The following is a 22,718-nucleotide window of genomic DNA, read 5'->3' as shown; positions in this document are numbered from 1 at the left end:
GGCGGCCTGTCTCGTCTCGGGGACACGAGCGTGACGACGAGCAGGACGACGGAAGGAACGACCATGCGGGTGTTCGTGGCAGGCGGTACAGGGGTCGTCGGGCGGCGGCTGGTGCCGCAGCTGGTGGCACGAGGGCACGAGGTGGTGGCGACGACCACCGACGCCGGACGGCTGGCCGACCTGAAGGAGCTCGGCGCCGAGGCGGTCGTCATGGACGGCCTGGACGCCGCGTCGGTGGGCCAGGCGGTCGCGGCCGCGGCGCCCGACGTCGTCGTCCACCAGATGACCGCGATCAGCGGCAAGCCGGACATGAAGCACATGGACCGGTGGTTCGCGGTGACCAACCGGCTGCGTACCGAGGGCACGGACCACCTGATCGCGGCGGCACAGGCGGCGGACGCCCGCGTGGTGGCCCAGAGCTACGGGTCCTGGAACGGGATCCGCGAGGGTGGCTGGGTCAAGACCGAGGAGGACCCGCTGGACCCGGGGGTCGCCAGCGCGCAGCCGAACTTCGACGCGATCCTGTACCTCGAGAAGGCCGTCACGGCCGCGGGCGGTGCGGTCCTGCGCTACGGCTCGCTCTACGGTCCGGGCAGCACCGACGACCAGGTCGAGATGCTCAGGAAGCGCCAGTTCCCCCTCGTCGGGAAGGCTCAGGGGTACACGTCCTTCCTGCACACGGACGACGCCGCGAGCGCGACGGTGCTCGCCATCGAGCAGGGGGTGAGCGGGACGTTCAACATCGTCGACGACGAACCCGTCCAGGCGAACGTGTGGCTGCCGTACCTCGCGGCGTGCGCCGGGGCGAAGCCACCGGTGCGCGTGCCGGTCTGGCTCGCGCGGATGCTGGCCGGCGACGTGGCGGTGACGATGATGACCGAGGGCCGGGCCTTCTCGAACGCGAAGGCACGCCGCGAGCTGGGCTGGGAGCCGCGGTACCCGTCGTGGCGGCAGGGCTTCAAGGAGGGCATCTGATGGGTCGGGCCGACGATTTCGAGGAGCTGCGGCCGCTGCTGTTCGCGATCGCCTACCGCATCCTCGGCAGCGTCAGCGAGGCGGAGGACGCGGTCCAGGACACGTGGCTGCGGTTCCAGGAGTACCCGACCGAGCCGGCGTCGACGAAGGCGTTCCTCTCGGCCGTCGTCACGCGCATCTCGATCGACGTGCTGCGCTCGGCCCGGGTCCGACGAGAGCAGTACGTGGGCGACTGGCTGCCCGAGCCGCTGCTCGTCGACCCCTACGAGGACCCCGCGCGGGCCGCCGAGCTCTCGGACTCCGTCTCGACCGCCGCCCTCCTGCTGCTCGAGCGCCTGAGCCCGCTGGAGCGAGCCGTGTTCGTGCTGCGGGAGGTGTTCGGGTTCGACTACCCGTCGATCGCGAACGTGGTCGGCCGCTCCGAGGCGGCCTGCCGGCAGCTCGCCGGCCGGGCGCGGACGCACATGGAGGAGGGCCGACCGCGGTTCGAGGCCGACCGGCGCGCGCAGGACGAGCTGGCCGGGCGGTTCTTCGACGCGCTCCTCGAGGGCGACATGGACGGCCTGCGCGAGCTGCTGGCCGCCGACGTCCAGATGGTCGGCGACGCGGGCGGCAAGGCTCCGGCGTGGCCCAACCGCATCTACGGACCGGACAACGTGGCGCGCCTGCTCGTCTCGACCCTGACGCTCCTGGGCAGCATCGGCGTCACGATGGAGCGGCACGAGGTGAACGGCCAGCCCGGCGCGATCCTGCGCGACCGCGACGGGCGGGTGTTCAACATCGTCGCGCTCGACGTGCTCGACGGCCGCGTCCAGCAGGTCCGATCGGTCATCAACCCCGACAAGCTCGGCCACGTGGGACCGGTCGCGGACGCGTACGCGCTCCTGCGGGAGGCCAACGAGTTCCGCCGCCCGCCCGCGCGACCGTGACGCGCGTCGCGGTGACGCACAGGTGACGACGACGGCTGAGCCGAACGGGCGACGCCCGGGCAACGGCGCTCCGTGCGGTCGTACGCTCCTCGCGACGTGCAGGGGAGGTCGTCATGCGCCACAGGACCGTAGCCGTCACGTTCACGGCCGCGCTCGTCGCGGGCGCGGCGACCGCGATGCTCGTGCTCTGGCAGCGCACTCCGCCCGGAGCGGACCCCTCGCACTGGCCGATCGACACGCTGGCCGTCGACGCCACGGTCGCGCTGCCTCAAGTGGTCCCGGTGGCGCCGAAGTACTTGCGGCCCGGCGAGGACGCCTACCAGATGCATGAGTGCCCCGGGTTCTCCATGAGGTCTCCCGTGAGCGACAACGCCCGGATGCCCACGACCGGCACCGTGACGCTCGGCGAGGAGCAGCACGTGCTCGGGGTGTGCCTCGGCACCATGGAGGAGACCGGCGGCGCTCGGGCGTTCGTCGCGAACTCGATCGGCCGGCGCGACGACGTGACGAGCGCCGATGCAACGCTCGTCCACAGCCCGCTCGGCGAGCTCGTCCGCGTCGACCGCAGGCTCGAGTCGGTCTCCGGGCTCGCGCTGACCGACTGGATCATCGACCACGACGGCTACACATATGGCTTCGGGTATCTGCACCCGACGGCCGACGCGTCGTTCTACCCCACGGCCGAGGCGATGATCGCTTCGGTCGCCTGGGACCAGCCATAGCCGACTCGCCTACGGTGTCCCGGTGACAGCCTCCCGAACCGTCGTGCTCACCGGTGCCTCCGACGGCATCGGTGCGGCAGCCGCCCGCCTGCTGGCCACCGAGGGACACCGCCTTCTGCTCGTCGGACGCTCGCCGGAGAAGACCGCTGCGGTGGCCGCAGAGGTGGGGGCGCAGACCTTCGTCGCGGACTTCGCCCGGCTCGACGACGTGCGCCGGCTCGCCGACGAGATCCGCGCGACCACCGACCACGTCGACGTGCTGGCCAACAACGCCGGCGGCATCTTCGGGCGCCGCGAGCTCACCGTCGACGGTCTGGAGAAGACGCTCCAGGTCAACCACCTCGCGCCGTTCCTGCTGACGCACCTGCTGCTCGACCGGCTCTCCGGGGGCACGGTCGTCAACACGTCGAGCTCGGCCGCGCGCCGCTTCGGCTCGCTCGACGTCGACGACCTGCAGAACGAGCGGTCCTACAGCCCGAGTCGCGCCTACGGCGATGCCAAGCTGGCGAACATCCTGTTCACGCGGGGCCTGCAGGCCCGGGGCACCACCTCGGTCGCGTTCGACCCGGGCAACGTCCGCACCAACTTCGCGGCCGGCTCCCGCAGCATCGTCCGGTTCGTGTACCGCACGCCGTTGAAGCACCTGATGCTCATCTCGCCCGAGCAGGGCGGCGCCAACCTCGCGTTCTTCGTCGACGGCACGCCCGGCACCACCTGGGAGCCCGGCGGCTTCTACACGCAGACGACGCCCGCGACCCCGGGCCAGACCAATCCGCGGATCTTCGACGACGAGCTGGTGGACGCGCTGTGGGAGCGCAGCACCGACCTCGTGGGACTGCCCGTCGTCTGACCGCGTACCCCCACGGTCGGACGCCCGACGGGTCCCCGGGCTGATGTGCGACGCAGTGCGCGTCGCGCAGCCTGATGGGCATGACGCTCTACGCCGTCCCCCACCGACTGACGCACCGGGGGCGCTACCTCGCGGTCGTGCTGGCCGTCGCGCTCGCGGCCGGTGCGGTCTTCGTCGCGACGCTCGTGCCGCGCCCCCTCGACGCGGCTGCCGGACCGCCCGGACCGCCGCCGCTGGCGGCGGGAGAAGACGCGCTGGCGGCGGGAGAAGACGCCCCCGCGGCCGCTGCGCCGACCGCCGACGGGATCGACGCCGAGCTCGCCGCGCGGTTCGCCGCCGCCCAGGAGGCCGCAGCGGCGGAAGGCGTCACGCTGACGATCACGTCCGGCAAGCGGTCGGCGCAGGAGCAGCGCGAGCTCGTCGACGAGGCGATCGAGAAGTACGGCTCGGTGCAGGAGGCGCACCGGTGGGTGCTGCCGCCGGAGTCGTCGGCCCATGTGCAGGGACTTGCGCTCGACGTGGGCCCGACCGACGGAGCGCTCTGGCTCGGGCAGCACGGGCTCGAGTTCGGCCTGTGCCGCGTGTACGCCAACGAGGTCTGGCACTTCGAGAAGCTCCCCGACGGGCTCACCGAGTGCCCTGCGATGCACCCGGACTCGTCGTCGGGCTGGTGACGAGCGCCGGCGGCCCGGCTCGACGACCGGATCGCCCCGGCCCGAGGTGCGCGTCGAGCTGGGTCCGCGATCAGCTCCGACCGAGCCATCTCCGCACGTCAGGGGCTGTTCCGGTGCCCCTCGGCGCGGTACGTTCACCGCTGTGTCGGGACACCCGCCCGGGTCGGGTGCCGCATGCGCGCGATGCAGAGAGCGAGCGAGGGCCGACCCATGGCCGTAGGGCGAGTGACCAGGCCGGACGCCGGCCTGATGGTCGGCCGCGAGGTCGAGACCGCCACCCTCCGGTCGCTCGTCGCCGAGGCCTCGGACGGGGTCGGCCGGTCGGTCGTCGTCGTCGGCGAAGCCGGGATCGGCAAGAGCCGGCTGCTCCAGGACGTGGTCGACGCGGCGCCAGGGACGCGGACGATCCGTGTGTCCGGGTCCGAGCCGGAGCGGAAGATGAGCTACGCCGGGCTGCACCGGATCCTCCGGCCGCTCGCCGAGGAGGTCGCGAGCCTGCCACTGCCGCAGCGGTCGGCGCTGGAGGTCACGTTCGGCGAGGCTGCCGGTCCGGCGCCGAGCAAGTTCCTCGTCGGGCTCGCGACGCTGACGGTCCTCGGCGCCGCGGCTCAGGCACAGCCGGTGCTGTGCGTCGTCGACGATGCGCACTGGCTCGACCGTGAGTCGATCGACGCGCTGGCGTTCGTGGCGCGGCGCCTGGAGCGCGAGCACGTCGCCCTGGTCCTGGCGTCGCGCGACGACGCCGCGACCCTGGCCGCGCTCGACGGGCTGGACCGCATCGAGCTCATCGGGCTGTCGACGAGCGCCGCCACGACGATGCTCGCCGCGCGCGTGCCCGGCCGGATGCAGGCGGCGGTCGTCGAGAGCATCGTCGAGCACAGCAACGGCAACCCGCTGGCGGTCCTGGCCCTGGCGCGGTCGCTGAGCCCGCAGCAACGGGCCGGCACGGCCGAGCTGCCCGACCCGCTCCCGCTCGCCAGCGGGATCCAGGAGTACTTCCTGCGCGCCGTCGCCGCGCTGCCCCCCAGGACGCAGGAGTTCGTGCTCGTCGCCGCCTGCGCCTCGGCGGACGACCCCCAGACGGTCTGGCGGGCCGCACGCGCGCTCGGTCTGACGACGAAGGACGCGGATCCCGCGGCCGTCGCGGACATCTGCGCGGTCCGCGACGAGGTGCGGTTCAGCCACCCCCTGGTGCGCTCCGCGATCTACGGTTCGGCGGAGCCCGCCGACCGGCGGGCGGCGCACGCCGCCCTCGCCGAGGCGACGTCGGTGGCGGAGCCCGACCGCCGCGCGTGGCACCTGGCGCAGGCGGCGGGCGCCCCCGACGACGCCGTCGCCGCCGAGCTGGAGCTCTCGGCCGAGCGTGCCCGGGCCCGCGGCGGGTACGCGGCCCAGGCCTCGTTCCTGCGTCGTGCCGCCGAGCTGACCACCGATCCCGTGAGAGCGCTCCAGCGCACCCTGGAGGCCGCCGACGCCTACGTCCAGTCCGGCGAGCTGGAGACCGCGAGCGTGCTCGTGCAGCGGATCTCGCCGTCGTCGACCGGCCCGCAGCGGGCCCGGGCGCTGCAGATCTCCGCGGTCATCGACGTCGCTCGGGCGCAGCCGGCCAACGCCACCGTGGCCCTCATGCGCGCCGTCGCCGAGGCCGCCCCGGGCGACACCGACTTCGTCCGCGAGTGCCTCTTCGACGCGCTCCTGTCCGCGATCATGGCCGGGCGCTACCTCAGCGGCACAACGCTGCGCGGGGTGGCGGCGTCGACGTTGTCCACCGCGGCACGCCGGCCGCAGGCCGAGGCGCTCGACCACCTTCTCGACGCGTTCGCGACGCGGATCGGCTCCGGGTACGGCGCCGCGGTCCGCCCGATGCGCGAGGCCCTCGACGCCCTGACCGCGGACGCCGGCAACCTCGGGCGCAACACGGTCAGCGCGGTCCTGCTGGCGATGATGGCGTGCGACGACCTCTGGGACGAGGAGGCCCGCAGCGAGCTGTTCGGACGCCTGGAGCTGCCGCTTCGCCAGGAGGGCGCGCTCATCGCCCTGTCGGTCACGCTCTCCGCGCGCGGCGCCGGCCTGGTCCGCGAGGGCCGGTTCGCCGACGCGACCGTCCTGTACGCCGAGAGCCAGGACGTCACCGCCGCGTACGGCGTGCGCAGCGAGGTCCCGTGGATCCTGCTCTATGCCTGGCAGGGCCGCACGGACGAGGCGCGGGAGCTGGCCGACCAGATGCGCGGCCAGCAGGTCCTCGGCCTGTGGACGTCCTTCGCCGCCCACTGCCTGGGCATCCTCGCGCTGGGCCGGCAGGAGTACGCCGCCGCCCGCGACCTGCTCCTGGAGATCTACGACGACGACACCCCGGGCATCTCGACCACGTCGCTGCCGGACCTCGTCGAGGCGGCGGTGCGCTCGGGCGACGACACGGCTGCGCACCGTGCCCTCGACCGGCTGACCGAACGTGCGCTCGCGGCGTCGACGCCGTGGGCCCTCGGCCTGCTCGCCCGGTCGCGCGCGCTGCTCGCCGAGGACGCCGAGCCTCAGTTCAAGGAGGCCCTTGAGCTGCTGCTGTCGACGAACGTCGCGACCGACGTCGCGCGCGCGCACCTCCTGTACGGGGAGTGGCTTCGCCGGTCGGGTCGCCGCGTCGACGCCCGGGTGCAGCTGCGTCGGGCCCACGACCTCTTCTCGACGATGGGCGCCGACGCGTTCGCCGAGCGCGCCCGCTCGGCCTTGCTGGCTACGGGCGAGCGCGCCTCCGCGTCGGTCCGGTCGCGGGGCGACGCGACGCTCACGCCGCAGGAGGCACGCATCGCCGCCCTCGCGGCGAGGGGTCTGACCAACTCCGAGATCGCGTCGAGCCTGTTCGTCACGGCGTCGACGGTCGAGTTCCACATGACGAAGATCCTGCGCAAGACGGGCGCGACCTCACGCCGCGAGCTCCGGGGCCTCCTGGGGAGCTGACTGGGGTCTTTCCCGGGTGCGGACGAATCGGGCGGGGTGGTCCGGTGGAGGCATGGACCAGGAGCTGACCGGCAAGGTCGTCGTCGTCACCGGTGCGAGCCGCGGGATCGGTCTCGCGATCGTCCAGGCGTGCGTCGCGGAGGGCGCCCTGGTGGTCGCCGGGGTGCGGTCGTCGAACGCCGCGCTGGAGGCGCTGCCCGTGCTCGTCGTCACCGGCGACCTGTCCACCGCCGAGGGTCCGGTGGCGCTGATCGACGCCGCCGTCGCGGCTCACGGCCGCGTCGACGTGCTGGTCAACAACATCGGCGGCGTCCGCCCTCGTCTGGACGGCTTCGCCGCGGTCACCGACGAGGACTGGCTGTGGGCCTTCGCGACGAACGTCATGCCGGCCGTCCGGGCGACGCGGGCCGCCCTGCCGCACCTGCTGACCAGTGCTCCGTCGTCGATCGTGACGATCAGCTCGGTCAACGCGGTCCTCGCCGACCCTGCCGTCATCGACTACAGCTCCGCCAAGGCCGCGCTGTCGAACTTCAGCAAGTCCCTGTCGCGCGAGGTCGGTCCTCAGGGGGTCCGCGTCAACACGATCAGCCCCGGCCCGGTCGCCACCGACCTGTGGCTCGGCGGGGGCGGCGTCGCCGAGACCATCGCGGCCCGCACCGGGCACAGCGCCGCGGAGGTCGCCGCGGGTGCGGCCGCCGACTCCGCGACCGGCCGGTTCACGCGTCCCGACGAGGTCGCCGACCTCGTCGTCATGCTCGCCGGGTCCCGCGCCTGGAACGCGACCGGCATCGACATCCGCATCGACGGCGGGCTCGTCACCACCCTCTGACCTCCACCCACCAAGGAGCCCGACATGCCCGCACGCACCCGCGTCCTCGTCCGCTCGCTCGCCACCGCCCTCCTGCTCTGCCTGGCGGCGGCGTTCACCATGGGGAGCGCCAGCGCGCACCGCCCGGACACCCCCAAGCCCACGATCGTGCTGGTGCACGGCGCGTTCGCGGACGCGTCGAGCTGGGCGAAGGTGACCGAGCGGCTGCAGCGCAAGGGCTACACCGTCTACGCCCCGGCCAACCCGCTGCGCGGCATCGCTCCCGACGCCGACTACCTGCGCTCGTTCCTGGCGACGATCCCGGGCCCGATCGTGCTCGTCGGCCACTCCTACGGCGGTGCCGTGATCACCAACGCCGCGACGGGCAACGCCAGCGTCCAGGCCCTCGTCTACGTCGCGGCCTATGCGCTCGACGAGGGCGAGAGCATCGGCGCGGCCAACGCACTCGGCGGTGGCACGGCCCTGCTCGGCCAGCACATCGTGGTCCGTCCGACGGCGGGTGCCTCGCCGGGCGACGTCGACGCCTACGTCGATCCGGCGTACTTCCGCGACGTCTTCGCGGCGGACCTGTCGGCCGCCGACGCCGCCGTGCTCGCGGCCGGGCAGCGCCCGCTGCTGGCCTCCGCGCTCGGCACCCCGTCCGGCGTGCCCGCCTGGCGCACCATCCCGTCCTGGTACGTCGTCGCGACGAAGGACCACGCCATCCCGCCGGAGGCCGAGCGCGCCATGGCCGCCCGCGCCGGCTCACGCACCGTCGAGCTGAACACCTCGCACGTCCCGATGCTCAGCCGTCCCGACGCGGTCGTCCAGGTGATCCTCGCCGCCGCCGGCCGATAGGGCCGCTCGTCTCGTCGCCCCTCGCACGTCGCCCACCCCATCGAAGGAGCAGTTCCATGAGCGAGACCCCGCCCGTCGTCCTCATCCACGGCCTCTGGATCCACGCGTCCGCCTGGGCACCCTGGATCGACCTGCTCGCCACCCGCGGCTTCTCGGCGACGGCCCCGGGCTGGCCGGGCGAGGCGTCCACGGTCGCCGACACCCGCGCCCACCCCGAGGCCCAGAACGACGTCGGCATCACGGCGATCTGCGAGCACTACGCCGGCATCTTCGAGGCGTCGGGGATCAAGCCCATCGTCATCGGGCACTCCTTCGGCGGCCTCATCGCCCAGGAGCTGCTCGCCCACGACCTCGCCGTCGCGGCCGTCGCCATCGACCCGGCACCGATCAAGGGCGTCAAGGCCCTGCCGTTCTCCCAGCTCAAGTCCGGTCTGCCCGTGCTCGGCAACCCCGCGAACAAGAAGCGCACGGTCGCCCTGACCGCCAAGGAGTTCAGGTACAGCTTCGGCAACGCGCTGAGCCAGGAGGAGTCCGACGCGCTCTGGGAGGCGTTCACGATCCCTGGGCCGGGCCGCCCGCTCTTCGAGGACGCCGCCGCCAACTTCTCGAAGCACTCTCCCGCGCAGGTGGACACGCACACCGCCGTCCGCGGGCCGCTCCTGCTCACCTCCGGCTCGGTCGACCACACCGTCCCCGCCAAGGTCACGCGCGAGGTGTTCAGCCTCTACTCCGACAACACCGCCTCGTCGACCGAGTACCACGAGTTCGAGGGCAAGGGTCACTCGCTGACCATCGACGCCGGCTGGTCCGACGTCGCCGAGGTCGTCCTCGACTGGCTGGCCGCGAAGGGCTTCGGCGTCCCGGCACCGGCGGCGGCCTCCGCGAGCTGACCCGGTCGGCGGCCGGCCTCGGCCTGAGGGGACCGAGGCCGGCCGTGCGGGCCAGTCGTCGCTCGTCCTGTCCACGCGCGGTACGGCCCGAACGTCATGGCGCCGAGGCACAGCGGGCTCACGTCGACGCCTGTGCGGCCGACCGGTCGGTGCTGCTCCTTCAGTCGTGGTGGGGCGCGACCGCGTCGATCGCGGCGAGGGCGTTGAGGGTGCGCGGGTAGCCGACGAACGGCAGGAGCTGCGTGACCACGTCGATCAGCATCTGCCGACCGTTCCCGACCCGCACGTTCGCCGCGACGTGCCCGCGCACCTGCGGGTCGGCGCCGCCGAGGCCGACGAGCATCGCCAGGGTCAGCAGCTCGCGCGTCGGCACGTCGATGCCCGTGCGGGTGTAGTGGTCGCCGAAGCAGTTCGCGGACAGCCACCGCTGCAGGTGCCGCTCGTCGTCGGGAGCGTTCGCGTACATCGCGGCGACGTTCTCCGCGCCGACGATCCGCTCCTGCACCGCGCGACCGTCCGCCGCGCGCGTCTGCGGTGTCGTCGTGGACTGCCCGGGCAGCGGCAGCTCGACGCCCCGGTCGGTGAGCAGGTCGTTCGTCGCGTGCAGGAAGTCGAGCGCGCGCCCGATCCCGACGTACGGGACCGCCTGGTAGACGACCTCCTTGAGCTCGACCGGTGTCACGCCGACGGTCAGCGCCGCGCCGGCCATCACGCGGAACTCGGTGACGGCGCCGACCGCGATCAGCGCCGCGACCTGGGTCATGAGGCGCGTGCGCGGGTCGAGGTTGCCGTGCGCGAGGACCTCGTCGAACGCGAAGCTGTCGAAGTACTCGATCAGCTCGGGGTCCGTGCGGGCCAGCGTGGACTCGTGGTCCGGGAACAGGGCGTCGTGGTTCGCCTGCGCCCGCGGGTTGGGTGTCATGCGTCCCACTCAACCGCCGGCCGCGCACCCGCGGGAGTCACCGCCCTTCCCGGTAGTGCCAGTACCTCCCACCGGCCCGCCGGGGGACCTACCGTCGAGGCATGGACCTGAGAACCGAGACGAGTGAGTTCCTCACCACGCGTCGAGGTCGGATCACCCCCGAGCGGGCCGGCCTGCCCGCGTACGGCGGGAACCGGCGCGTGCCGGGGCTGCGCCGCGAGGAGGTGGCGATGCTCGCCGGCGTGAGCGTCGACTACTACATCCGGCTCGAGCGCGGGAACCTGGGCGGGGTGTCCGAGGAGGTTCTTGAGACCCTCGCCGAGGCCCTGCAGCTCGACGAGGCCGAGCGCGGCCACCTGTTCGACCTCGCCCGCGCGGCCAACGCGTCGGGGGTCGCCCGCACACGCGCGCGCCGCGCCAAGCCCGGCGTGCTGCGTCCCGCGGTGCAGCGCATCGTCGACGCGCTCGAGCACGCCCCGGCGTTCGTGCGGAACGGGCGGCTCGACGTCCTGGGCGCCAACCGGCTCGGCCGCGCGCTCTACTCGCCGCTCTACGACTCCCTGGGACCTGGGCAGGTCAACACCGCTCGGTTCCAGTTCCTCGACCCGGCGGGCGCCCGCGCGTTCTGGGGGGAGAAGGCCGACCGGATGGCCCACGATGCCGTCGCGATCCTGCGTGCTGAGGCCGGCCGCAACCCCTACGACACCCAGCTGACCGCGCTCGTCGGCGAGCTCTCCACGCGGAGCGAGGAATTCCGGCGGCTCTGGGCGTCGCACGACGTCCGCTACCACCGCAGCGGCACCAAGGTGTTCCACCACCCCGCCGTCGGCATGCTCGAGCTGGACTACGAGGCGCTCCTGCTGCCCGCCGACCCCGGCCTGCAGCTCAACGTCTACACGGCCCAGCCCGGGTCACCGTCCGACGACGGGCTCAAGCTGCTCGAGTCCTGGGCGGCCACCTTCTCCGACGAGAGCGTGCGTTCCTGATGCGCAGGATCCCGAAGCCGCCGACGGCCAAGAACCCGCCCGATCGCTTCACCGGCGACGTGTGGGTCGACCTCATCGCGACCCCGCAGGAGGGCGACCAGCGGATGGTCGTCGGGCTGGTCCGGTTCGCGCCCGGCGCCCGGACGGCCTGGCACCGGCACGCCCGCGGTCAGACCCTGCACGTGCTGTCCGGCGTCGCGCTCACCCAGTCGCGAGGCGGGGAGGTCCTCGTCGTCCGTCCCGGCGAGACCGTCTACTGCGCGCCCGGCGTGGAGCACTGGCACGGCGCGACGCCCGACGACTTCATGGAGCACCTCGCCATGTCCGAGGGTGCCGACGACCCGTCGCAGAGCACGGTCTGGCTGTCGCACGTCACCGACCAGGAGTACTCCGCGCGCTGACCGGCACACCGCCTACCGGCCCGACGTGCCGCCTCGCGCGTCGAAGTAGTGAGTTGACGACGAGGTAGTGACCTGCTGCTCACGACCTCGTCGACAACTCACTACTTCGCGGGGACCGGGTACCCGGGGCCAGCTCACGCGTCCTCCTGGCGACCGGCCTTCCAGTAGCCCATGAACGCGACGGCCTTGCGGTCGACGCCGCACTCGCGGACCAGGTGACGGCGGAGGGTCTTGATGACGCCGGACTCGCCCGCGAGCCAGGCGTACAGGCCGACGGTCGACGACAGGGCGACGCCGGCGTCGTCGACGGGGACCTCCCAGAGCAGGTGGTCCGGGACGTCCTCCAGCTCGGCGTCGGGGGCGGGCGCCTGGCCGGGCAGGAGGCGGGCGCAGGCGGCCTGGACGGCGGGGACCAGGTGCGTTCCGGTCGGGGCGCCGTCGCGGCCGAACCAGCGGATCGACATCCCGGCGGGCGCGTCCAGACGGCGCTCGTCCACGGACAGCGGGACCTCCAGCAGCACCTCGCCGCGGGCGTCGGAGGGCAGGTGCTCGAGGATGCCGGTGATCGCGGGGAGCGCGGTCTCGTCGCCGGCCAGGAGCAGGCGGTCCAGGTGGGCGGGCGGGACGAAGTCGACGCCGCCGTGCGGGGCGGGCACGAGCGCGTTCGGGCCGTAGACGACGATCTCGTCGCCGATCGACGCCTGCGAGGCCCATCGGGTCGCGGGGCCGATGTGGCCGTGCAGCACCACGTCCACGTCGAGCTCGCGCAGCCAGGGGCGCACGCCGCGGGCCGTGTAGGTGCGCATCGGGTGGCGACGCTCCTCCGGGAGCGCCCGGTGGGCCTCCCACCAGTCCTCGCGATCGCCGATCGTCAGGAGCTCGTCGTAGGGGACGCCGGGCAGCGGGAGGAAGAACTTGATCCGCTGGTCCAGGCCGTTGTCGGCGAACAGGTCGAGGTCCGGGCCGGTGAACGTGATGCGGCGCAGGCTCGGGGACAGCTCGGCGACGGCGGAGACCTGGACGACGAACATGCGCCACGGAAGCGTGAGGGCGGGTGCGTCGATCGTCACCAGGTGAGGTTAGCCTGCACTAACCCGAACCGCCTAGGCGAGCGGGATGTGACGGACGCTGCGGAACGTCCGGGCGGACCCGTCGACGGGATCGGTGAACGCGAGCTCCCCGGCGAGCAGCTGCAGCGGTCGGCTGAAGTCGTCGACGTCGACCTCCAGCACCTCGGGATACAGCGGGTCGTCGACGATCGGGATGCCCAGGCCGAGCATGTGCACGCGCAGCTGGTGGGTGCGGCCCGTGCTGGGCGTCAGGCGGTAGACCCCGAAGCCGTCGACCGTGGACGCGAGCTCGATCCGCGTCTCGGCGTTGACCGGGGCGTCGGGCACCACGACCGCCTGCCACGATCCGCGGTCCTTGCGGATGTGGTTGCGGACGACGACCGGGAACGTCAGGTCGTCGCGCAGCGGCGCCAGCGCCCAGTAGGTCTTGTGCACCGCGCGGTGCTCGAACAGGGTCTGGTACGGCCCACGCCACCGCGCCTCCGTCGCGAGCATCAGCAGGCCGGACGTGACCCGGTCCAGCCGGTGCAGCGGGGACAGCTCGGGCAGGTCCAGCTCGGCGCGCAGCCGGACGACGACGCTCTGCATCACGTGCCGGCCGCGCGGGATCGACGACAGGAAGGCGGGCTTGTCGACGACCACCAGGCGCTCGTCGCGGTGCACCACGTGGATCGCGGCCGTGACCTCCGGCTCGTCGCGCAGGTCGCGATGGAACCACACGAACCGGTGCGGGACGAACGGGTCCTGGGCGTGCACCACGGCGCCGGCCTCGTCGACGAAGCACTCCCGAGCCAGCATGTCGGCGACGTCGACGTGGTCGGGCAGCCGCTCCCGGAGCCAGTCGCCCATCGTGAGCCACCCGCCGGCGGGGGTGCGCAGCCACGCGGCGCTCAGGCCGTTCCGTGCCGGCAACGGCGATCTGGGGGGCACCCGCCGATGCTACGGGGCTGCAGACCTACGCCGACGGCTCGAACGTGTGCGACCAGAGCGTGGAACCGTCCGCGTTGAAGAACGTGAACCGGGCCTTCGGGGACTCGATCCCCATGCGGACCATCGCCGGGAACGCCTGCGTGTCGCACAGGTCCTGGAGCTGGCTCATCTGCGAGTCGAAGTACGGGGTGGCCTCCGCCGCGGAGAGCTGGTGAGCGAACACGTAGACGTACTCGAGCGTGTCCGGAGGGACCGCGCGGATCTGCACGTCGGAGTACACGCCCGGCGACGCGCGCATCGCGGCTGCGGTGGCCGGCTGGGCCTCCTTCACCGCGGCCTCGAGCGCAGCCGTGGGGTCGTCGCCGCACCCGCAGTCCTCGCCCGCGACGCCTCTCGCCGGACCGGTCACCGCGACCGGCGTCATGTGCGGCATCGGCGGCCCGGCCACCGGGTCGGGTACCGGCGCGCACCCCACCAGACCGACCAGCAGAACCGCAGTCAGCACAGCTTTCCTCGCCCCCATGCCGAAGCATCGGCGCCGCCGCCGCCCGAGTTGAGCGCGCGCGGGTGGGTCTACACCGTCGCTCCGAAGGCGAGGCCCAGCAGGTACGTCGCGGCCGCGGCTCCGAAGCCGATGCCGAGCTGGCGCAGCGCGCGCTTGCCGGGCGATGCGCCCGAGAGCACACCGACCGCGGCACCCGTGCCCAGCAGCGCAAGGCCGACGAGCCCAGCGGCCCAGGCGACCGCGTCCCAGCCGTCGAGCCCGAGCAGGTACGGCAGCACCGGGATCGCCGCGCCGGACGCGAAGAAGCAGAAGCTCGCCAGCGCGGCACCCATCGCCGACCCGACGGACTCGTGGTCGTCGACCACCTCGCCGGGCACCACCAGGGACGGTCGCGACGAGGTGAGCACCTGGACGGCTCGGGCCTCGGCATCCTCGACCGACAGGCCGCGCGCCCGGTAGACCAGCGCGAGCTCGTTGGCGTCGACGTCGAGGAACGGCAGCGCCTCCCCCGCCGCGACCCCGGGCCGGGACGCCTCGAGCAGCTCGCGCTGCGAGCGCACCGACACATACTCCCCCGCGCCCATCGACAGCGCGCCGGCGAGCAGCCCCGCGAGCCCCGCGAGCAGGACGGCCTGCTGCGACGCCCCGGACGCGCCGATGCCGAGGATCAGGGCGAGGTTGCTGACCAGGCCGTCGTTCGCGCCGAACACCGCGGCGCGGAACGTGCCGGACATCTTGTTGCGGCCGCGCGTGGCCAGGCCGCGGACGACCTCCTCGTGGATGGCCTCGTCGGCGGCCATCGCCGGGGTCGCGTCGTCGTCGGCGTTGTAGGCCGACCGGGCCTCGGCGCGCTGCGCGAGGGCCAGCACGAACACCGACCCGAACCGGCGCGCCAGGAAGCCGAGCACGCGCGTGCGGACGTCGCCGCGGCGGGGGTGGCCGACCTGGTCGCCGAGCAGGTCGAGCCAGTGCTGCTCGTGGCGACCCTCCGCGTCCGCGAGTGCCAGCAGGATCTCGCGCTCCTCGCCGGTGCGGCGCGAGGCGATGTCGCGGTAGACGGCGGCCTCCGCGCGTTCGTCGGCGAGGTACTGCCGCCAACGGCGGATCTGGCTGCGAGAAGGCTCTGTCACCGGGCAATCCTCGCAGTCCCGATCACCCGGAACGGGCTCGAGAGCCGAGTTCGAGTTGCCGAATCAACAGATGTGAACAACCGTGGTCCGGGTCAACGGGAAACCGCGGAGAGGAGACTGCCGATGTACGCCGAGACGGCCGTCGCCCCCGCGTTCTCCGCGATTGCGCCCGCACGGCACTGGGCCCGCGACCGGCTGACCGAGGCCGGCGTCACCGACGGCTCTCTCGACACGGCGATCCTGCTGGTCAGCGAGCTGGTGACCAACGCGGTCGCCCACGCCCGCCCGCCGGTGATCCTGCGCGTGCACGTCGACGAGGAACGCACGCGTGTCGAGGTCACGGACGGCGCCCAGCAGCTGCCGGTAGCCCTCGACCCACCGCCCACCGCGGTCGGCGGCCGCGGTGTGATGTTCGTCGACCGACTCGCCACCCGGTGGGGCACGATCCGCAACGCCGGGTCCAAAGCTGTGTGGTTCGAGCTGCGCCACGACGAATCCGTCACCGGCTGAGTTCGTACTTGTTCGTTTAGCCCTCAGGTCCAGGGCTGGGCGTCCACCAGCACGGTCTCGCCGGTGCGCGCGGCCTCCTCGATGGCCAGGCCGAGCAGGTGGTCGTGGCAGCCCTCCGCGAGCGGGTAGGGCGGCTCGGCCTCGCCGCGCAGCCATGCGCCCGTGGCGTCGAGCAGGCCGGCGACCGCGATGTCCTCGTCGGACAGGCGGGCACCGTTGTACACGTTCCGGAAGAGGACCCGGCCGTCCAGGCTCAGGTGCTCGAGGTCGAAGCCGTCGAGGTTCTGCTCGATGCCGGCGACGCGGCGCTCGATGGTCGACGTGAGCACCGTCCGGTCGGCGGCCCAGCGCGTGAACGTCTGGTCGACCAGCTCACCCAGCGTGCCGCGGATCAGCAGCCGGTTGGTGCGCAGCGGGTTGTGCCACTGGTTGTCGGTGAAGTCGTACAGCGCGCTGCGGCCGTCCCCGAAGTCGAGGGTGGCCAGCGTGGTCGCGGCCGGCGTGGGGTCCGTCGCACCGGTCCAGCCGTCGCGGCTCAGCGGGTCGAGCAGGGGCGCGACGAACGACGAGGCCTTCACGGTGACCGGCCCCCGGCCCGTGCCCAGGAACCGCCGGATGAGGGCGACCGCGTGGTAGAGGTGCGTCGACGAGATCTGGACGTTCGTCGTCCGGCCCAGGATCTCGATCGAGGCGAGCCGCGCCGCGTGCACCGGGAGGAACGGGCTGTGCTCGGCCACCTGGACCAGCCCCGTCGAGCCGACGTCGGCCCACAGCTCGTGCAGGCCGTCCGCGTCGGGCGCCGGCGGCGTCTCGGCGAGCACGGGCACACCGAGTGCGACCACCTCGCGGATCACCTCGGGCGTCGCCGGCCAGGGCACCGACACGACGACGAACTCGGGGCGGTCGGGCGAGACGCCCGCACCGGCCACCGCTCCCGTGACCAGCTCCTCGACCGTCCGCACGGTCGGCACACCCCACGCGGCCTCGACCTCGGCCCCTCGTGCGGCGGACCGCGTCACCACGCCCACGCACTCGAACCGCTCGGGCAGGAGCCGGGCCATGCGCACGAAGAACTCGGCCCGCCACCCGCTGCCGACGACCCCGAAGCGGGTGGGTGCTGGCTGGTTCATGGACCGTCCTCGTCGTCGAGCAGCAGAGACGCCGCGAGCCTAACCCTGCGTCCGGACGAACCTCATCTCCCAGTTGAGGAGCCACGTGGCCCCGCCGTCCCAGGAGAACGACTGCTGCCAGCGGGGCGACGGCTCGGTCGTGAACCACTCGAACCGCACGTGCACGTCGGCGTCCCGGATCCGCTGGACCGCGTCGAACACGCCGTGCCCGTCGACGAACCTGCCGACCACGGGCTCGTCGAGCACCCCGGGCACCCGGTCGGAGCTCCACCAGATCCGCCACACGGCCTCGTCGGGCTCGAAGAGGCGCAGCGTGAGGCCCTCGAACGCGCCGAGGGGCGAGTCGGTGACGAACAGCCGGTCGACGTTGCCGCCCACCAGCACCGGCTCGCACGTGCCGCGTCCGTCGAACTCGATCCACTCCGTCCCGTCGGGGTCGGAGACGTCGCGCAGCCGCCGGTTGTGCACGTCCCACTCGCCGTGCAGGAAGTCGAAGTCGGTGATCATGCGGCCGACGCTACGGCCGACCGCCGACAGGGCGGACGACCGCGTACCGCAGCTGCCCCGACCACGGAGCGTCGCGCCCTTCTCAGTCGGCGGTGACCTCGGTGACCCGACCGTCCTCCACGTGCCAGCGGCGCGTGAGGCGGACCGTCTCCAGCATCCGCCTGTCGTGGGTGACCAGCAGGATCGTGCCCTCGAACGAGTCGAGCGCCTGCTCCAGCTGCTCGATCGCGGGCAGGTCCAGGTGGTTCGTCGGCTCGTCCAGGACCAGCAGGTTCACGCCGCGGGCCTGCAGGAGGGCGAGGGCGGCGCGGGTCCGCTCGCCCGGCGACTGCGAGGCCGCAGGGCGGTCCACGTGGTGCGTGCCGAGCCCGAACTTGGCCAGCAGGGTGCGGACGTCGGCGGTGCTCCACGACGGGACCTCGCGCGCGAACGCCGTCACCAGCGACTCCTGCCCCTCGAACGCCGCCCGCGCCTGGTCGATCTCGCCGACGAGCACGCCGGAGCCGAGGTCGACGGCACCCTCGTCGGGACGCAGGCGTCCGAGCAGCATTGCGAGGAGCGTCGACTTCCCCGACCCGTTCGGCCCGGTGACGGCGACGCGGTCCAGCCAGTCGAGCTGCAGCGTCACGGGTCCGAGCGTGAAGTCGCCGCGGGTGACGGTCGCGGCGCGGGCGACGGCGACGACGGAACCCGACCGGCCCGCCGACGCGATCGTCATCTGCAGCTGCCACTCCTTGCGCGGCTCCTCGACGACCTCCAGGCGCGCGATCATCTTGTCGGTCTGGCGCGCCTTGGCGGCCTGCTTCTCCGACGTCTCGCCGCGGAAGTGCTTGACGTGCTTGTCGTTGTCCGTGGCCTTGCGCCGGGCGTTGCGCACGCCCTTCTCCATCCACGCGCGCTGCATACGCGCCCGCTGGTCGAGCGCGTCCCGCCGGGCCGCGTAGCCCTCGTACGCCTCGCGCGCCTGCCGTCGGGCGATCGAGCGCTCCTCCAGGTAGGAGTCGTAGGACCCCCCGTACATGCTGACCTTCTGCAGGCTGCGGTCGATCTCGACGACGGCCGTGACCGTGCGGCTGAGGAACTCGCGGTCGTGGCTCACGACGACGATCGGTGCGTCCGACCGGTCGACGAACTCCTCCAGCAGGTCCAGCCCCTCGGCGTCGAGGTCGTTGGTGGGCTCGTCGAGGAGGTACAGGTCGTACCGGGACAGCAGCAGCGCGGCGAGACCCACCCGGGCCGCCTGCCCGCCCGACAGCGACGCCATCGTCTGGTCGAGGTCGACCGTCAGGCCGAGGTCGTCGGCCACCGTGCCCAGGCGTGCGTCGAGGTCGGCGCCGCCGAGCGCGAGCCAGGCCTCCAGGGCGTCGGAGTAGACGACGTCCGCGCCCTCGACGCCGGCGCCCAGGGCGTCCGCGGCCGCGTCCATCGCCTCGGACGCGGGCCCGACGCCGGTGCGCCGCTCGAGGTGCTCGCGCACCGACTCGCCCGGCAGCCGCTCGATCTCCTGCGCCAGGTAGCCGAGCTGGGCGTGCTGCGGGGACACCGACACGGCGCCCTGGTCGGGGGCGCGGCGGCCGCCGAGGATCTGCAGCAGCGTCGACTTGCCCGCGCCGTTGGGCCCGACGAGCCCGATCACGTCACCGGGTGCGACGACGAGATCGACCCCGTGGAACAGCTCCCGATCCCCGAACCCGGCGCCTACGCCCTTCGCCTGCACCGTCGCACTCATGGGCGCCATCCTCTCCCGAAGGAGGGACGGCGCCCACCGCGTTTTCTCAGACGTTCGCGGGGACCAGCGGGCGCAGCCCGTCGACGAGCGGCGTGGTCGGGCGGCCGATCAGCGCACGCAGGTCGGACGTCGCGTCACCGAGCACGCCGGCGCGGATGTCGGCATCGAGGCTGGTGAGGAACCAGACCGTGCCCTCGTCGACCCCCGCGGACGCGAGGATCGCGCGGTGCTCGTCGGTGCTCACGTTCGACACCTCGACCGGGCGGCCGAGCACCTCGGCGGCGGCCGCGGCGAACTCGTCGGCGGTCCAGGCGACGTCGCCCGAGAGCTCGTAGACGCGGCCGTCGTGCCCGTCGGTGGTCAGGACGACCGCGGCGGCCGCGGCCAGGTCCGCGCGCGCCGCGGAGGCGACGCGGCCGTCGCCCGACGACGTCAGCAGGACACCGGTCGAGGCCAGCTGCGCCAGCGTCGGGGCGTAGTTCTCGTGGTACCAGTTGTTGCGCAGGATGGTCCACGCCAGGCCGGACGCCTGCAGGGCCTCCTCGGTGGCCTTGTGCTCGGGCGAGAGGGTCCACTCCACGTCGGACACCTTGGGCGCGCTGGTGTAGACGACCCGGCGGACGCCGGCCTTGCGGGCGGCCTCGATCGCGTTCGTGTGCTGCGCGACGCGGTTGCCCGGCTCGCTCCCGGAGACCAGGAGCACGGTGTCGGCACCGGCGAACGCGGCGAGCAGCGTCTCGGGGGCGTCGAAGTCGGCGACCGCGTACGGCACCCCGAGGTCGGCGAGCCGCTCGGTACGGCGGCCGGTCGCGACGATGTCGGCGGCGGGGACGCCCGACGCGAGCAGGCCCTCGACGACGAGACGGCCGAACTGACCGGTGGCTCCGGTGATGACGACGGACATGGTGGTTCCTCCAGGGAGAGTGCGATCGCTCGTCACAACCGGGAGCTCGTCCCGTACGTTCCCTGTGGTGGGTACCCACCTTCGAGTAGGGTACGCACGTGACGGTTAGTAGCGAGGTCAGCGTCCTGCAGCGCATCCAGGCCGAGGGTGCGCTCACCATCGCGTGCCCCAGCCGCACGGTGCTGGACCACGTGACCAGCAAGTGGGGCGTCCTGCTGCTGGTCTTCCTGTCCGACAAGAGCATGCGCTGGGGCGAGCTGCGCACGGCCGTCGAGGGCATCAGCGAGAAGATGCTGGCGCAGAACCTGCGCACCCTGGAGGCCGACGGGCTGGTGCACCGCGAGGTCACCGCGAGCGTGCCGCCGCGGGTGGACTACTCGCTCACGCCGCTCGGCCGCGACCTCGTCGACCGGCTCCTCCCGCTGATGGAGTGGATCGTGGACAACGCGGACGACATCGTCGGATCGTGATGTTTCCGCGGTGCTCTGACACCCGGTTCGTGACAGAGCAGACACCGAACGGACTGAACTCGGGCCTCTGACGTGCCGACAGATGAGGTAGACGCCTCACAAGCGGCGTCCCCGAGCCGACGGACGAAGGCACCGTGACGACACCGAGTGACGCGCTGTACGCCGCGCTCTGTGCGCGGGCGCCACAGACCACGAGGGAGCTGACGCGCGGCCTGGCGCGCCTCGGCCAGCGGCTGCTGCTCTCGTCGGACGTCGAACGGCTGCTCGCTGCCGACCCCCGGATCCGCAAGGACGGCAGCCGGCCCGTGCGCTGGCGTGCGCTGCCGATCGGGCAGTCGAAGCCCCTGGCCGGCCCACCCACGCCCAAGAAGTCGCCGCCCGCCGTCCTGCCCCGGCGCACGGAGAGGGCGCGCTCGCTGCAGCTCCTCGACGAGGGCACGGTCGTCGCCCGCGTCTCCCCGGTCGCCGCGTTCTGGGGGCAGCCCGTGTCGATCACGGCCGAGGCCGTCACCCCCGAGCCCGTCCTGGCCGCGGAGGTGCCGGCCGTTCGTCGGCCCCCGCTCCCCCCCGGCAGCACGCCGCGGTACGTCGGCCCGCGCCTGCGGCCGTGGCAGGGTGACGCCCTCGACGGGTGGCTCGCGCACAAGCGCCGCGGCATCGTGCAGTCCGTCGCGGCCACCGGGCGCTCCGGCGTCGGCGTGCTGGCGGCCTGGGACGGCGTCACGCGCGGCGAGAAGGTCCTCGTGCTGGTCCGCACCACGGACCTCCAGGAGCAGTGGCTGCACACGCTGGAGCTCCAGCTGCCCGGGCTGTCGCTCGGACGTCGCGGCGACGGCACCCACCACACGTTCGACGACTGCGACGTGCTCGTCTCGCTCGCGTCCGCCGCGACCGACGACCTCCTGCCCGAGGGCACGCACGGCCTGCTCATCGCCGACGAGGTCCATCGGTTCGGCTCGAGCGCCCTCGCCCCGACGCTCGCCGACAAGTACCGCGCCCGCCTCGGGCTCTCGGTGTCGCTCGAGGGTGCCGACGAGGACCTGCTGCCCTACTTCGACGCGGTGCTCGACGGCTGCGACCTGCGCCGCGGCCGGGACGACTCCGAGATCGCCCGGTTCCGCGTCGGCCTGGTGCCGGTCGAGCTGCTGCCCGACGAGCGCGACGAGTACCGCGAGCTGAGCCTGCGGATCGAGCAGCTCGCCGCGCGCCTCGTCGCGACGCACGGCTGCCAGCCCGAGACGTTCCTCGACGACATCGCCCGGCTGCAGGCGGGCTGGTCCGAGCGCCCCGACGCGGCGACGGACGCGAGCGCGTACCTGCGTGCCGTGAGCGCGCGCCGGCTGGTGGCCGCAGGGTCCGTCGCGAAGCTCGAGGCCCTCCCCCGGCTCGCGCCGACGCTCGGGCGGCACGCACGCAGCCTGGTCTTCACGCACTCCGCGACGGACGCCGAGCTGGCCGCGACGGTGCTGCAGGACAACGGCGTCGACGCCGAGCGGTTCCCGCACGGCCGCCCGCTGGACGCCCGGCTCGCGACGATCCGCGACCTGCGCGTGGGCGAGCTGCGCGCACTGACCGCGCACCGGCCGCTGGCGACGGGCGCCGAGGTGCCGGCGGTCACCACCGTCGTGCTCCTGGCGGGCACGCGCACGGGCCGCCAGCTGGTCGAGCGCGCCGACCCCGCGCTGCACCCCAACCGCTCCGACACCGTCGTCACGCTGCTCGTCGTGTACGCCCGCGACACCGTCGAGGACCCGGGCCAGGGCCACCTGAACGACCTGGTGGACTCGGCGACCGAGGTCCGCACGTTCGGGATCGACACCGCGAGCGCGACGATCGCCGCCTGGTCCGTCGGCCTCTAGCCCG

23 protein-coding genes are annotated in these 22,718 nt (G+C 73.3%); 14 read left to right on the top strand and 9 right to left on the bottom strand.

Annotated features, from left to right (window positions below; translation table 11 throughout):
• Nucleotides 1–63 precede the first annotated feature (63 nt).
• The 9 genes from AC1DUE_RS02775 (at nt 64) to AC1DUE_RS02735 (ending at nt 9,661) form a co-directional block, all read left to right on the top strand.
• On the top strand, nt 64–975 hold the full coding sequence (locus AC1DUE_RS02775; protein WP_477037843.1) for an NAD-dependent epimerase/dehydratase family protein: 912 nt from the start codon (nt 64–66) through the stop codon (nt 973–975).
• Nucleotides 975–1,904 (top strand): RNA polymerase sigma-70 factor, encoded by a 930-nt coding sequence (locus tag AC1DUE_RS02770; protein WP_477037842.1) that lies wholly within the window; start codon nt 975–977, stop codon nt 1,902–1,904. The genes AC1DUE_RS02775 and AC1DUE_RS02770 overlap by 1 nt, the downstream gene beginning before the upstream one ends.
• 113 nt (nt 1,905–2,017) lie before the next feature.
• Nucleotides 2,018–2,626, top strand: a complete 609-nt coding sequence (locus AC1DUE_RS02765) for a hypothetical protein (RefSeq protein ID WP_477037841.1) — start codon at nt 2,018–2,020, stop codon at nt 2,624–2,626.
• A 22-nt stretch (nt 2,627–2,648) separates the two neighbouring features.
• Nucleotides 2,649–3,476 (top strand): SDR family NAD(P)-dependent oxidoreductase, encoded by an 828-nt coding sequence (locus AC1DUE_RS02760; RefSeq protein WP_477037840.1) that lies wholly within the window; start codon nt 2,649–2,651, stop codon nt 3,474–3,476.
• An 80-nt stretch (nt 3,477–3,556) separates the two neighbouring features.
• Nucleotides 3,557–4,150, top strand: a complete 594-nt coding sequence (locus AC1DUE_RS02755) for a M15 family metallopeptidase (RefSeq protein ID WP_477037839.1) — start codon at nt 3,557–3,559, stop codon at nt 4,148–4,150.
• A gap of 210 nt (nt 4,151–4,360) precedes the next feature.
• On the top strand, nt 4,361–7,105 hold the full coding sequence (locus AC1DUE_RS02750; RefSeq protein ID WP_477037838.1) for an ATP-binding protein: 2,745 nt from the start codon (nt 4,361–4,363) through the stop codon (nt 7,103–7,105).
• Nucleotides 7,106–7,157: 52 nt separating this feature from the next.
• Nucleotides 7,158–7,934, top strand: a complete 777-nt coding sequence (locus AC1DUE_RS02745; protein ID WP_477037837.1) for an SDR family NAD(P)-dependent oxidoreductase — start codon at nt 7,158–7,160, stop codon at nt 7,932–7,934.
• 24 nt (nt 7,935–7,958) lie between these two features.
• Nucleotides 7,959–8,771, top strand: a complete 813-nt coding sequence (locus tag AC1DUE_RS02740; RefSeq protein ID WP_477037836.1) for an alpha/beta fold hydrolase — start codon at nt 7,959–7,961, stop codon at nt 8,769–8,771.
• A gap of 56 nt (nt 8,772–8,827) precedes the next feature.
• Entirely contained in the window at nt 8,828–9,661 is an 834-nt protein-coding gene (locus AC1DUE_RS02735; RefSeq protein WP_477037835.1) for an alpha/beta hydrolase, read from the top strand.
• Nucleotides 9,662–9,821: 160 nt separating this feature from the next.
• Here AC1DUE_RS02735 and AC1DUE_RS02730 read toward each other — a convergent pair whose 3' ends face one another.
• Nucleotides 9,822–10,583, bottom strand: a complete 762-nt coding sequence (locus tag AC1DUE_RS02730) for a carboxymuconolactone decarboxylase family protein (RefSeq protein ID WP_477037834.1) — start codon at nt 10,581–10,583, stop codon at nt 9,822–9,824.
• Between the two features lie 101 nt (nt 10,584–10,684).
• On the opposite strand from AC1DUE_RS02730, the gene AC1DUE_RS02725 reads away from it, so the two are divergent.
• Nucleotides 10,685–11,569 (top strand): helix-turn-helix transcriptional regulator, encoded by an 885-nt coding sequence (locus AC1DUE_RS02725; protein WP_477037833.1) that lies wholly within the window; start codon nt 10,685–10,687, stop codon nt 11,567–11,569.
• Nucleotides 11,569–11,970 carry a (R)-mandelonitrile lyase gene (locus AC1DUE_RS02720; protein WP_477037832.1) on the top strand — a complete coding sequence of 134 codons (402 nt, stop codon included), beginning with the start codon at nt 11,569–11,571 and terminating at the stop codon, nt 11,968–11,970. Before AC1DUE_RS02725 ends, AC1DUE_RS02720 begins: the two co-directional genes overlap by 1 nt.
• Before the next feature lie 134 nt (nt 11,971–12,104).
• Here AC1DUE_RS02720 and AC1DUE_RS02715 read toward each other — a convergent pair whose 3' ends face one another.
• From AC1DUE_RS02715 to AC1DUE_RS02700, 4 genes are all read right to left on the bottom strand, one after another.
• Nucleotides 12,105–13,001, bottom strand: coding sequence for a siderophore-interacting protein (locus AC1DUE_RS02715; RefSeq protein WP_477037874.1), 897 nt, complete (start codon nt 12,999–13,001; stop codon nt 12,105–12,107).
• Between the two features lie 72 nt (nt 13,002–13,073).
• Nucleotides 13,074–13,970, bottom strand: coding sequence for a pseudouridine synthase (locus AC1DUE_RS02710; protein ID WP_477037831.1), 897 nt, complete (start codon nt 13,968–13,970; stop codon nt 13,074–13,076).
• A 25-nt stretch (nt 13,971–13,995) separates the two neighbouring features.
• On the bottom strand, nt 13,996–14,475 hold the full coding sequence (locus AC1DUE_RS02705; RefSeq protein ID WP_477037830.1) for a hypothetical protein: 480 nt from the start codon (nt 14,473–14,475) through the stop codon (nt 13,996–13,998).
• Nucleotides 14,476–14,543: 68 nt separating this feature from the next.
• On the bottom strand, nt 14,544–15,605 hold the full coding sequence (locus tag AC1DUE_RS02700) for a VIT1/CCC1 transporter family protein (protein WP_477037829.1): 1,062 nt from the start codon (nt 15,603–15,605) through the stop codon (nt 14,544–14,546).
• Nucleotides 15,606–15,728: 123 nt separating this feature from the next.
• Here AC1DUE_RS02700 and AC1DUE_RS02695 point away from each other — a divergent pair, with 123 nt between their 5' ends.
• Nucleotides 15,729–16,115, top strand: a complete 387-nt coding sequence (locus AC1DUE_RS02695; protein WP_477037828.1) for an ATP-binding protein — start codon at nt 15,729–15,731, stop codon at nt 16,113–16,115.
• 23 nt (nt 16,116–16,138) lie between these two features.
• Here AC1DUE_RS02695 and AC1DUE_RS02690 read toward each other — a convergent pair whose 3' ends face one another.
• The 4 genes from AC1DUE_RS02690 to AC1DUE_RS02675 all read right to left on the bottom strand — a co-directional run bounded on the left by AC1DUE_RS02690 (nt 16,139) and on the right by AC1DUE_RS02675 (nt 20,385).
• Complete coding sequence (locus tag AC1DUE_RS02690; protein ID WP_477037827.1) at nt 16,139–17,245, bottom strand: Gfo/Idh/MocA family protein; 1,107 nt, start codon at nt 17,243–17,245, stop codon at nt 16,139–16,141.
• A gap of 39 nt (nt 17,246–17,284) precedes the next feature.
• Entirely contained in the window at nt 17,285–17,752 is a 468-nt protein-coding gene (locus AC1DUE_RS02685; protein WP_477037826.1) for a hypothetical protein, read from the bottom strand.
• A gap of 82 nt (nt 17,753–17,834) precedes the next feature.
• Nucleotides 17,835–19,481, bottom strand: a complete 1,647-nt coding sequence (locus AC1DUE_RS02680) for an ABC-F family ATP-binding cassette domain-containing protein (RefSeq protein WP_477037825.1) — start codon at nt 19,479–19,481, stop codon at nt 17,835–17,837.
• 46 nt (nt 19,482–19,527) lie between these two features.
• Entirely contained in the window at nt 19,528–20,385 is an 858-nt protein-coding gene (locus AC1DUE_RS02675) for an SDR family oxidoreductase (RefSeq protein WP_477037824.1), read from the bottom strand.
• Nucleotides 20,386–20,483: 98 nt separating this feature from the next.
• On the opposite strand from AC1DUE_RS02675, the gene AC1DUE_RS02670 reads away from it, so the two are divergent.
• On the top strand, nt 20,484–20,855 hold the full coding sequence (locus AC1DUE_RS02670) for a winged helix-turn-helix transcriptional regulator (protein ID WP_477037823.1): 372 nt from the start codon (nt 20,484–20,486) through the stop codon (nt 20,853–20,855).
• A gap of 134 nt (nt 20,856–20,989) precedes the next feature.
• Complete coding sequence (locus AC1DUE_RS02665) at nt 20,990–22,714, top strand: DEAD/DEAH box helicase (protein ID WP_477037822.1); 1,725 nt, start codon at nt 20,990–20,992, stop codon at nt 22,712–22,714.
• The last annotated feature ends 4 nt before the right edge of the window (nt 22,715–22,718 follow it).

It is taken from the genome of Cellulomonas sp. P4_A2 (genome assembly GCF_056402515.1).
Note: the sequence above shows the minus strand (reverse complement) of the source record. Positions and strands in the feature narration are given on the sequence as shown.

Bases quoted from the DNA above. Each gene is read 5' to 3' on its own strand.
- AC1DUE_RS02755 (WP_477037839.1), top strand. From the start codon at position 3,557: ATGACGCTCTACGCCGTCCCCCACCGACTGACGCACCGGGGGCGCTAC.
- AC1DUE_RS02725 (WP_477037833.1), top strand. From the start codon at position 10,685: ATGGACCTGAGAACCGAGACGAGTGAGTTCCTCACCACGCGTCGAGGT.
- AC1DUE_RS02675 (WP_477037824.1), bottom strand. From the start codon at position 20,385: ATGTCCGTCGTCATCACCGGAGCCACCGGTCAGTTCGGCCGTCTCGTC.
- AC1DUE_RS02745 (WP_477037837.1), top strand. From the start codon at position 7,158: ATGGACCAGGAGCTGACCGGCAAGGTCGTCGTCGTCACCGGTGCGAGC.
- AC1DUE_RS02680 (WP_477037825.1), bottom strand. From the start codon at position 19,481: ATGAGTGCGACGGTGCAGGCGAAGGGCGTAGGCGCCGGGTTCGGGGAT.
- AC1DUE_RS02690 (WP_477037827.1), bottom strand. From the start codon at position 17,245: ATGAACCAGCCAGCACCCACCCGCTTCGGGGTCGTCGGCAGCGGGTGG.
- AC1DUE_RS02740 (WP_477037836.1), top strand. From the start codon at position 7,959: ATGCCCGCACGCACCCGCGTCCTCGTCCGCTCGCTCGCCACCGCCCTC.
- AC1DUE_RS02685 (WP_477037826.1), bottom strand. From the start codon at position 17,752: ATGATCACCGACTTCGACTTCCTGCACGGCGAGTGGGACGTGCACAAC.
- AC1DUE_RS02730 (WP_477037834.1), bottom strand. From the start codon at position 10,583: ATGACACCCAACCCGCGGGCGCAGGCGAACCACGACGCCCTGTTCCCG.
- AC1DUE_RS02720 (WP_477037832.1), top strand. From the start codon at position 11,569: ATGCGCAGGATCCCGAAGCCGCCGACGGCCAAGAACCCGCCCGATCGC.
- AC1DUE_RS02775 (WP_477037843.1), top strand. From the start codon at position 64: ATGCGGGTGTTCGTGGCAGGCGGTACAGGGGTCGTCGGGCGGCGGCTG.
- AC1DUE_RS02735 (WP_477037835.1), top strand. From the start codon at position 8,828: ATGAGCGAGACCCCGCCCGTCGTCCTCATCCACGGCCTCTGGATCCAC.
- AC1DUE_RS02770 (WP_477037842.1), top strand. From the start codon at position 975: ATGGGTCGGGCCGACGATTTCGAGGAGCTGCGGCCGCTGCTGTTCGCG.
- AC1DUE_RS02750 (WP_477037838.1), top strand. From the start codon at position 4,361: ATGGCCGTAGGGCGAGTGACCAGGCCGGACGCCGGCCTGATGGTCGGC.
- AC1DUE_RS02765 (WP_477037841.1), top strand. From the start codon at position 2,018: ATGCGCCACAGGACCGTAGCCGTCACGTTCACGGCCGCGCTCGTCGCG.
- AC1DUE_RS02695 (WP_477037828.1), top strand. From the start codon at position 15,729: ATGTACGCCGAGACGGCCGTCGCCCCCGCGTTCTCCGCGATTGCGCCC.
- AC1DUE_RS02715 (WP_477037874.1), bottom strand. From the start codon at position 13,001: ATGTTCGTCGTCCAGGTCTCCGCCGTCGCCGAGCTGTCCCCGAGCCTG.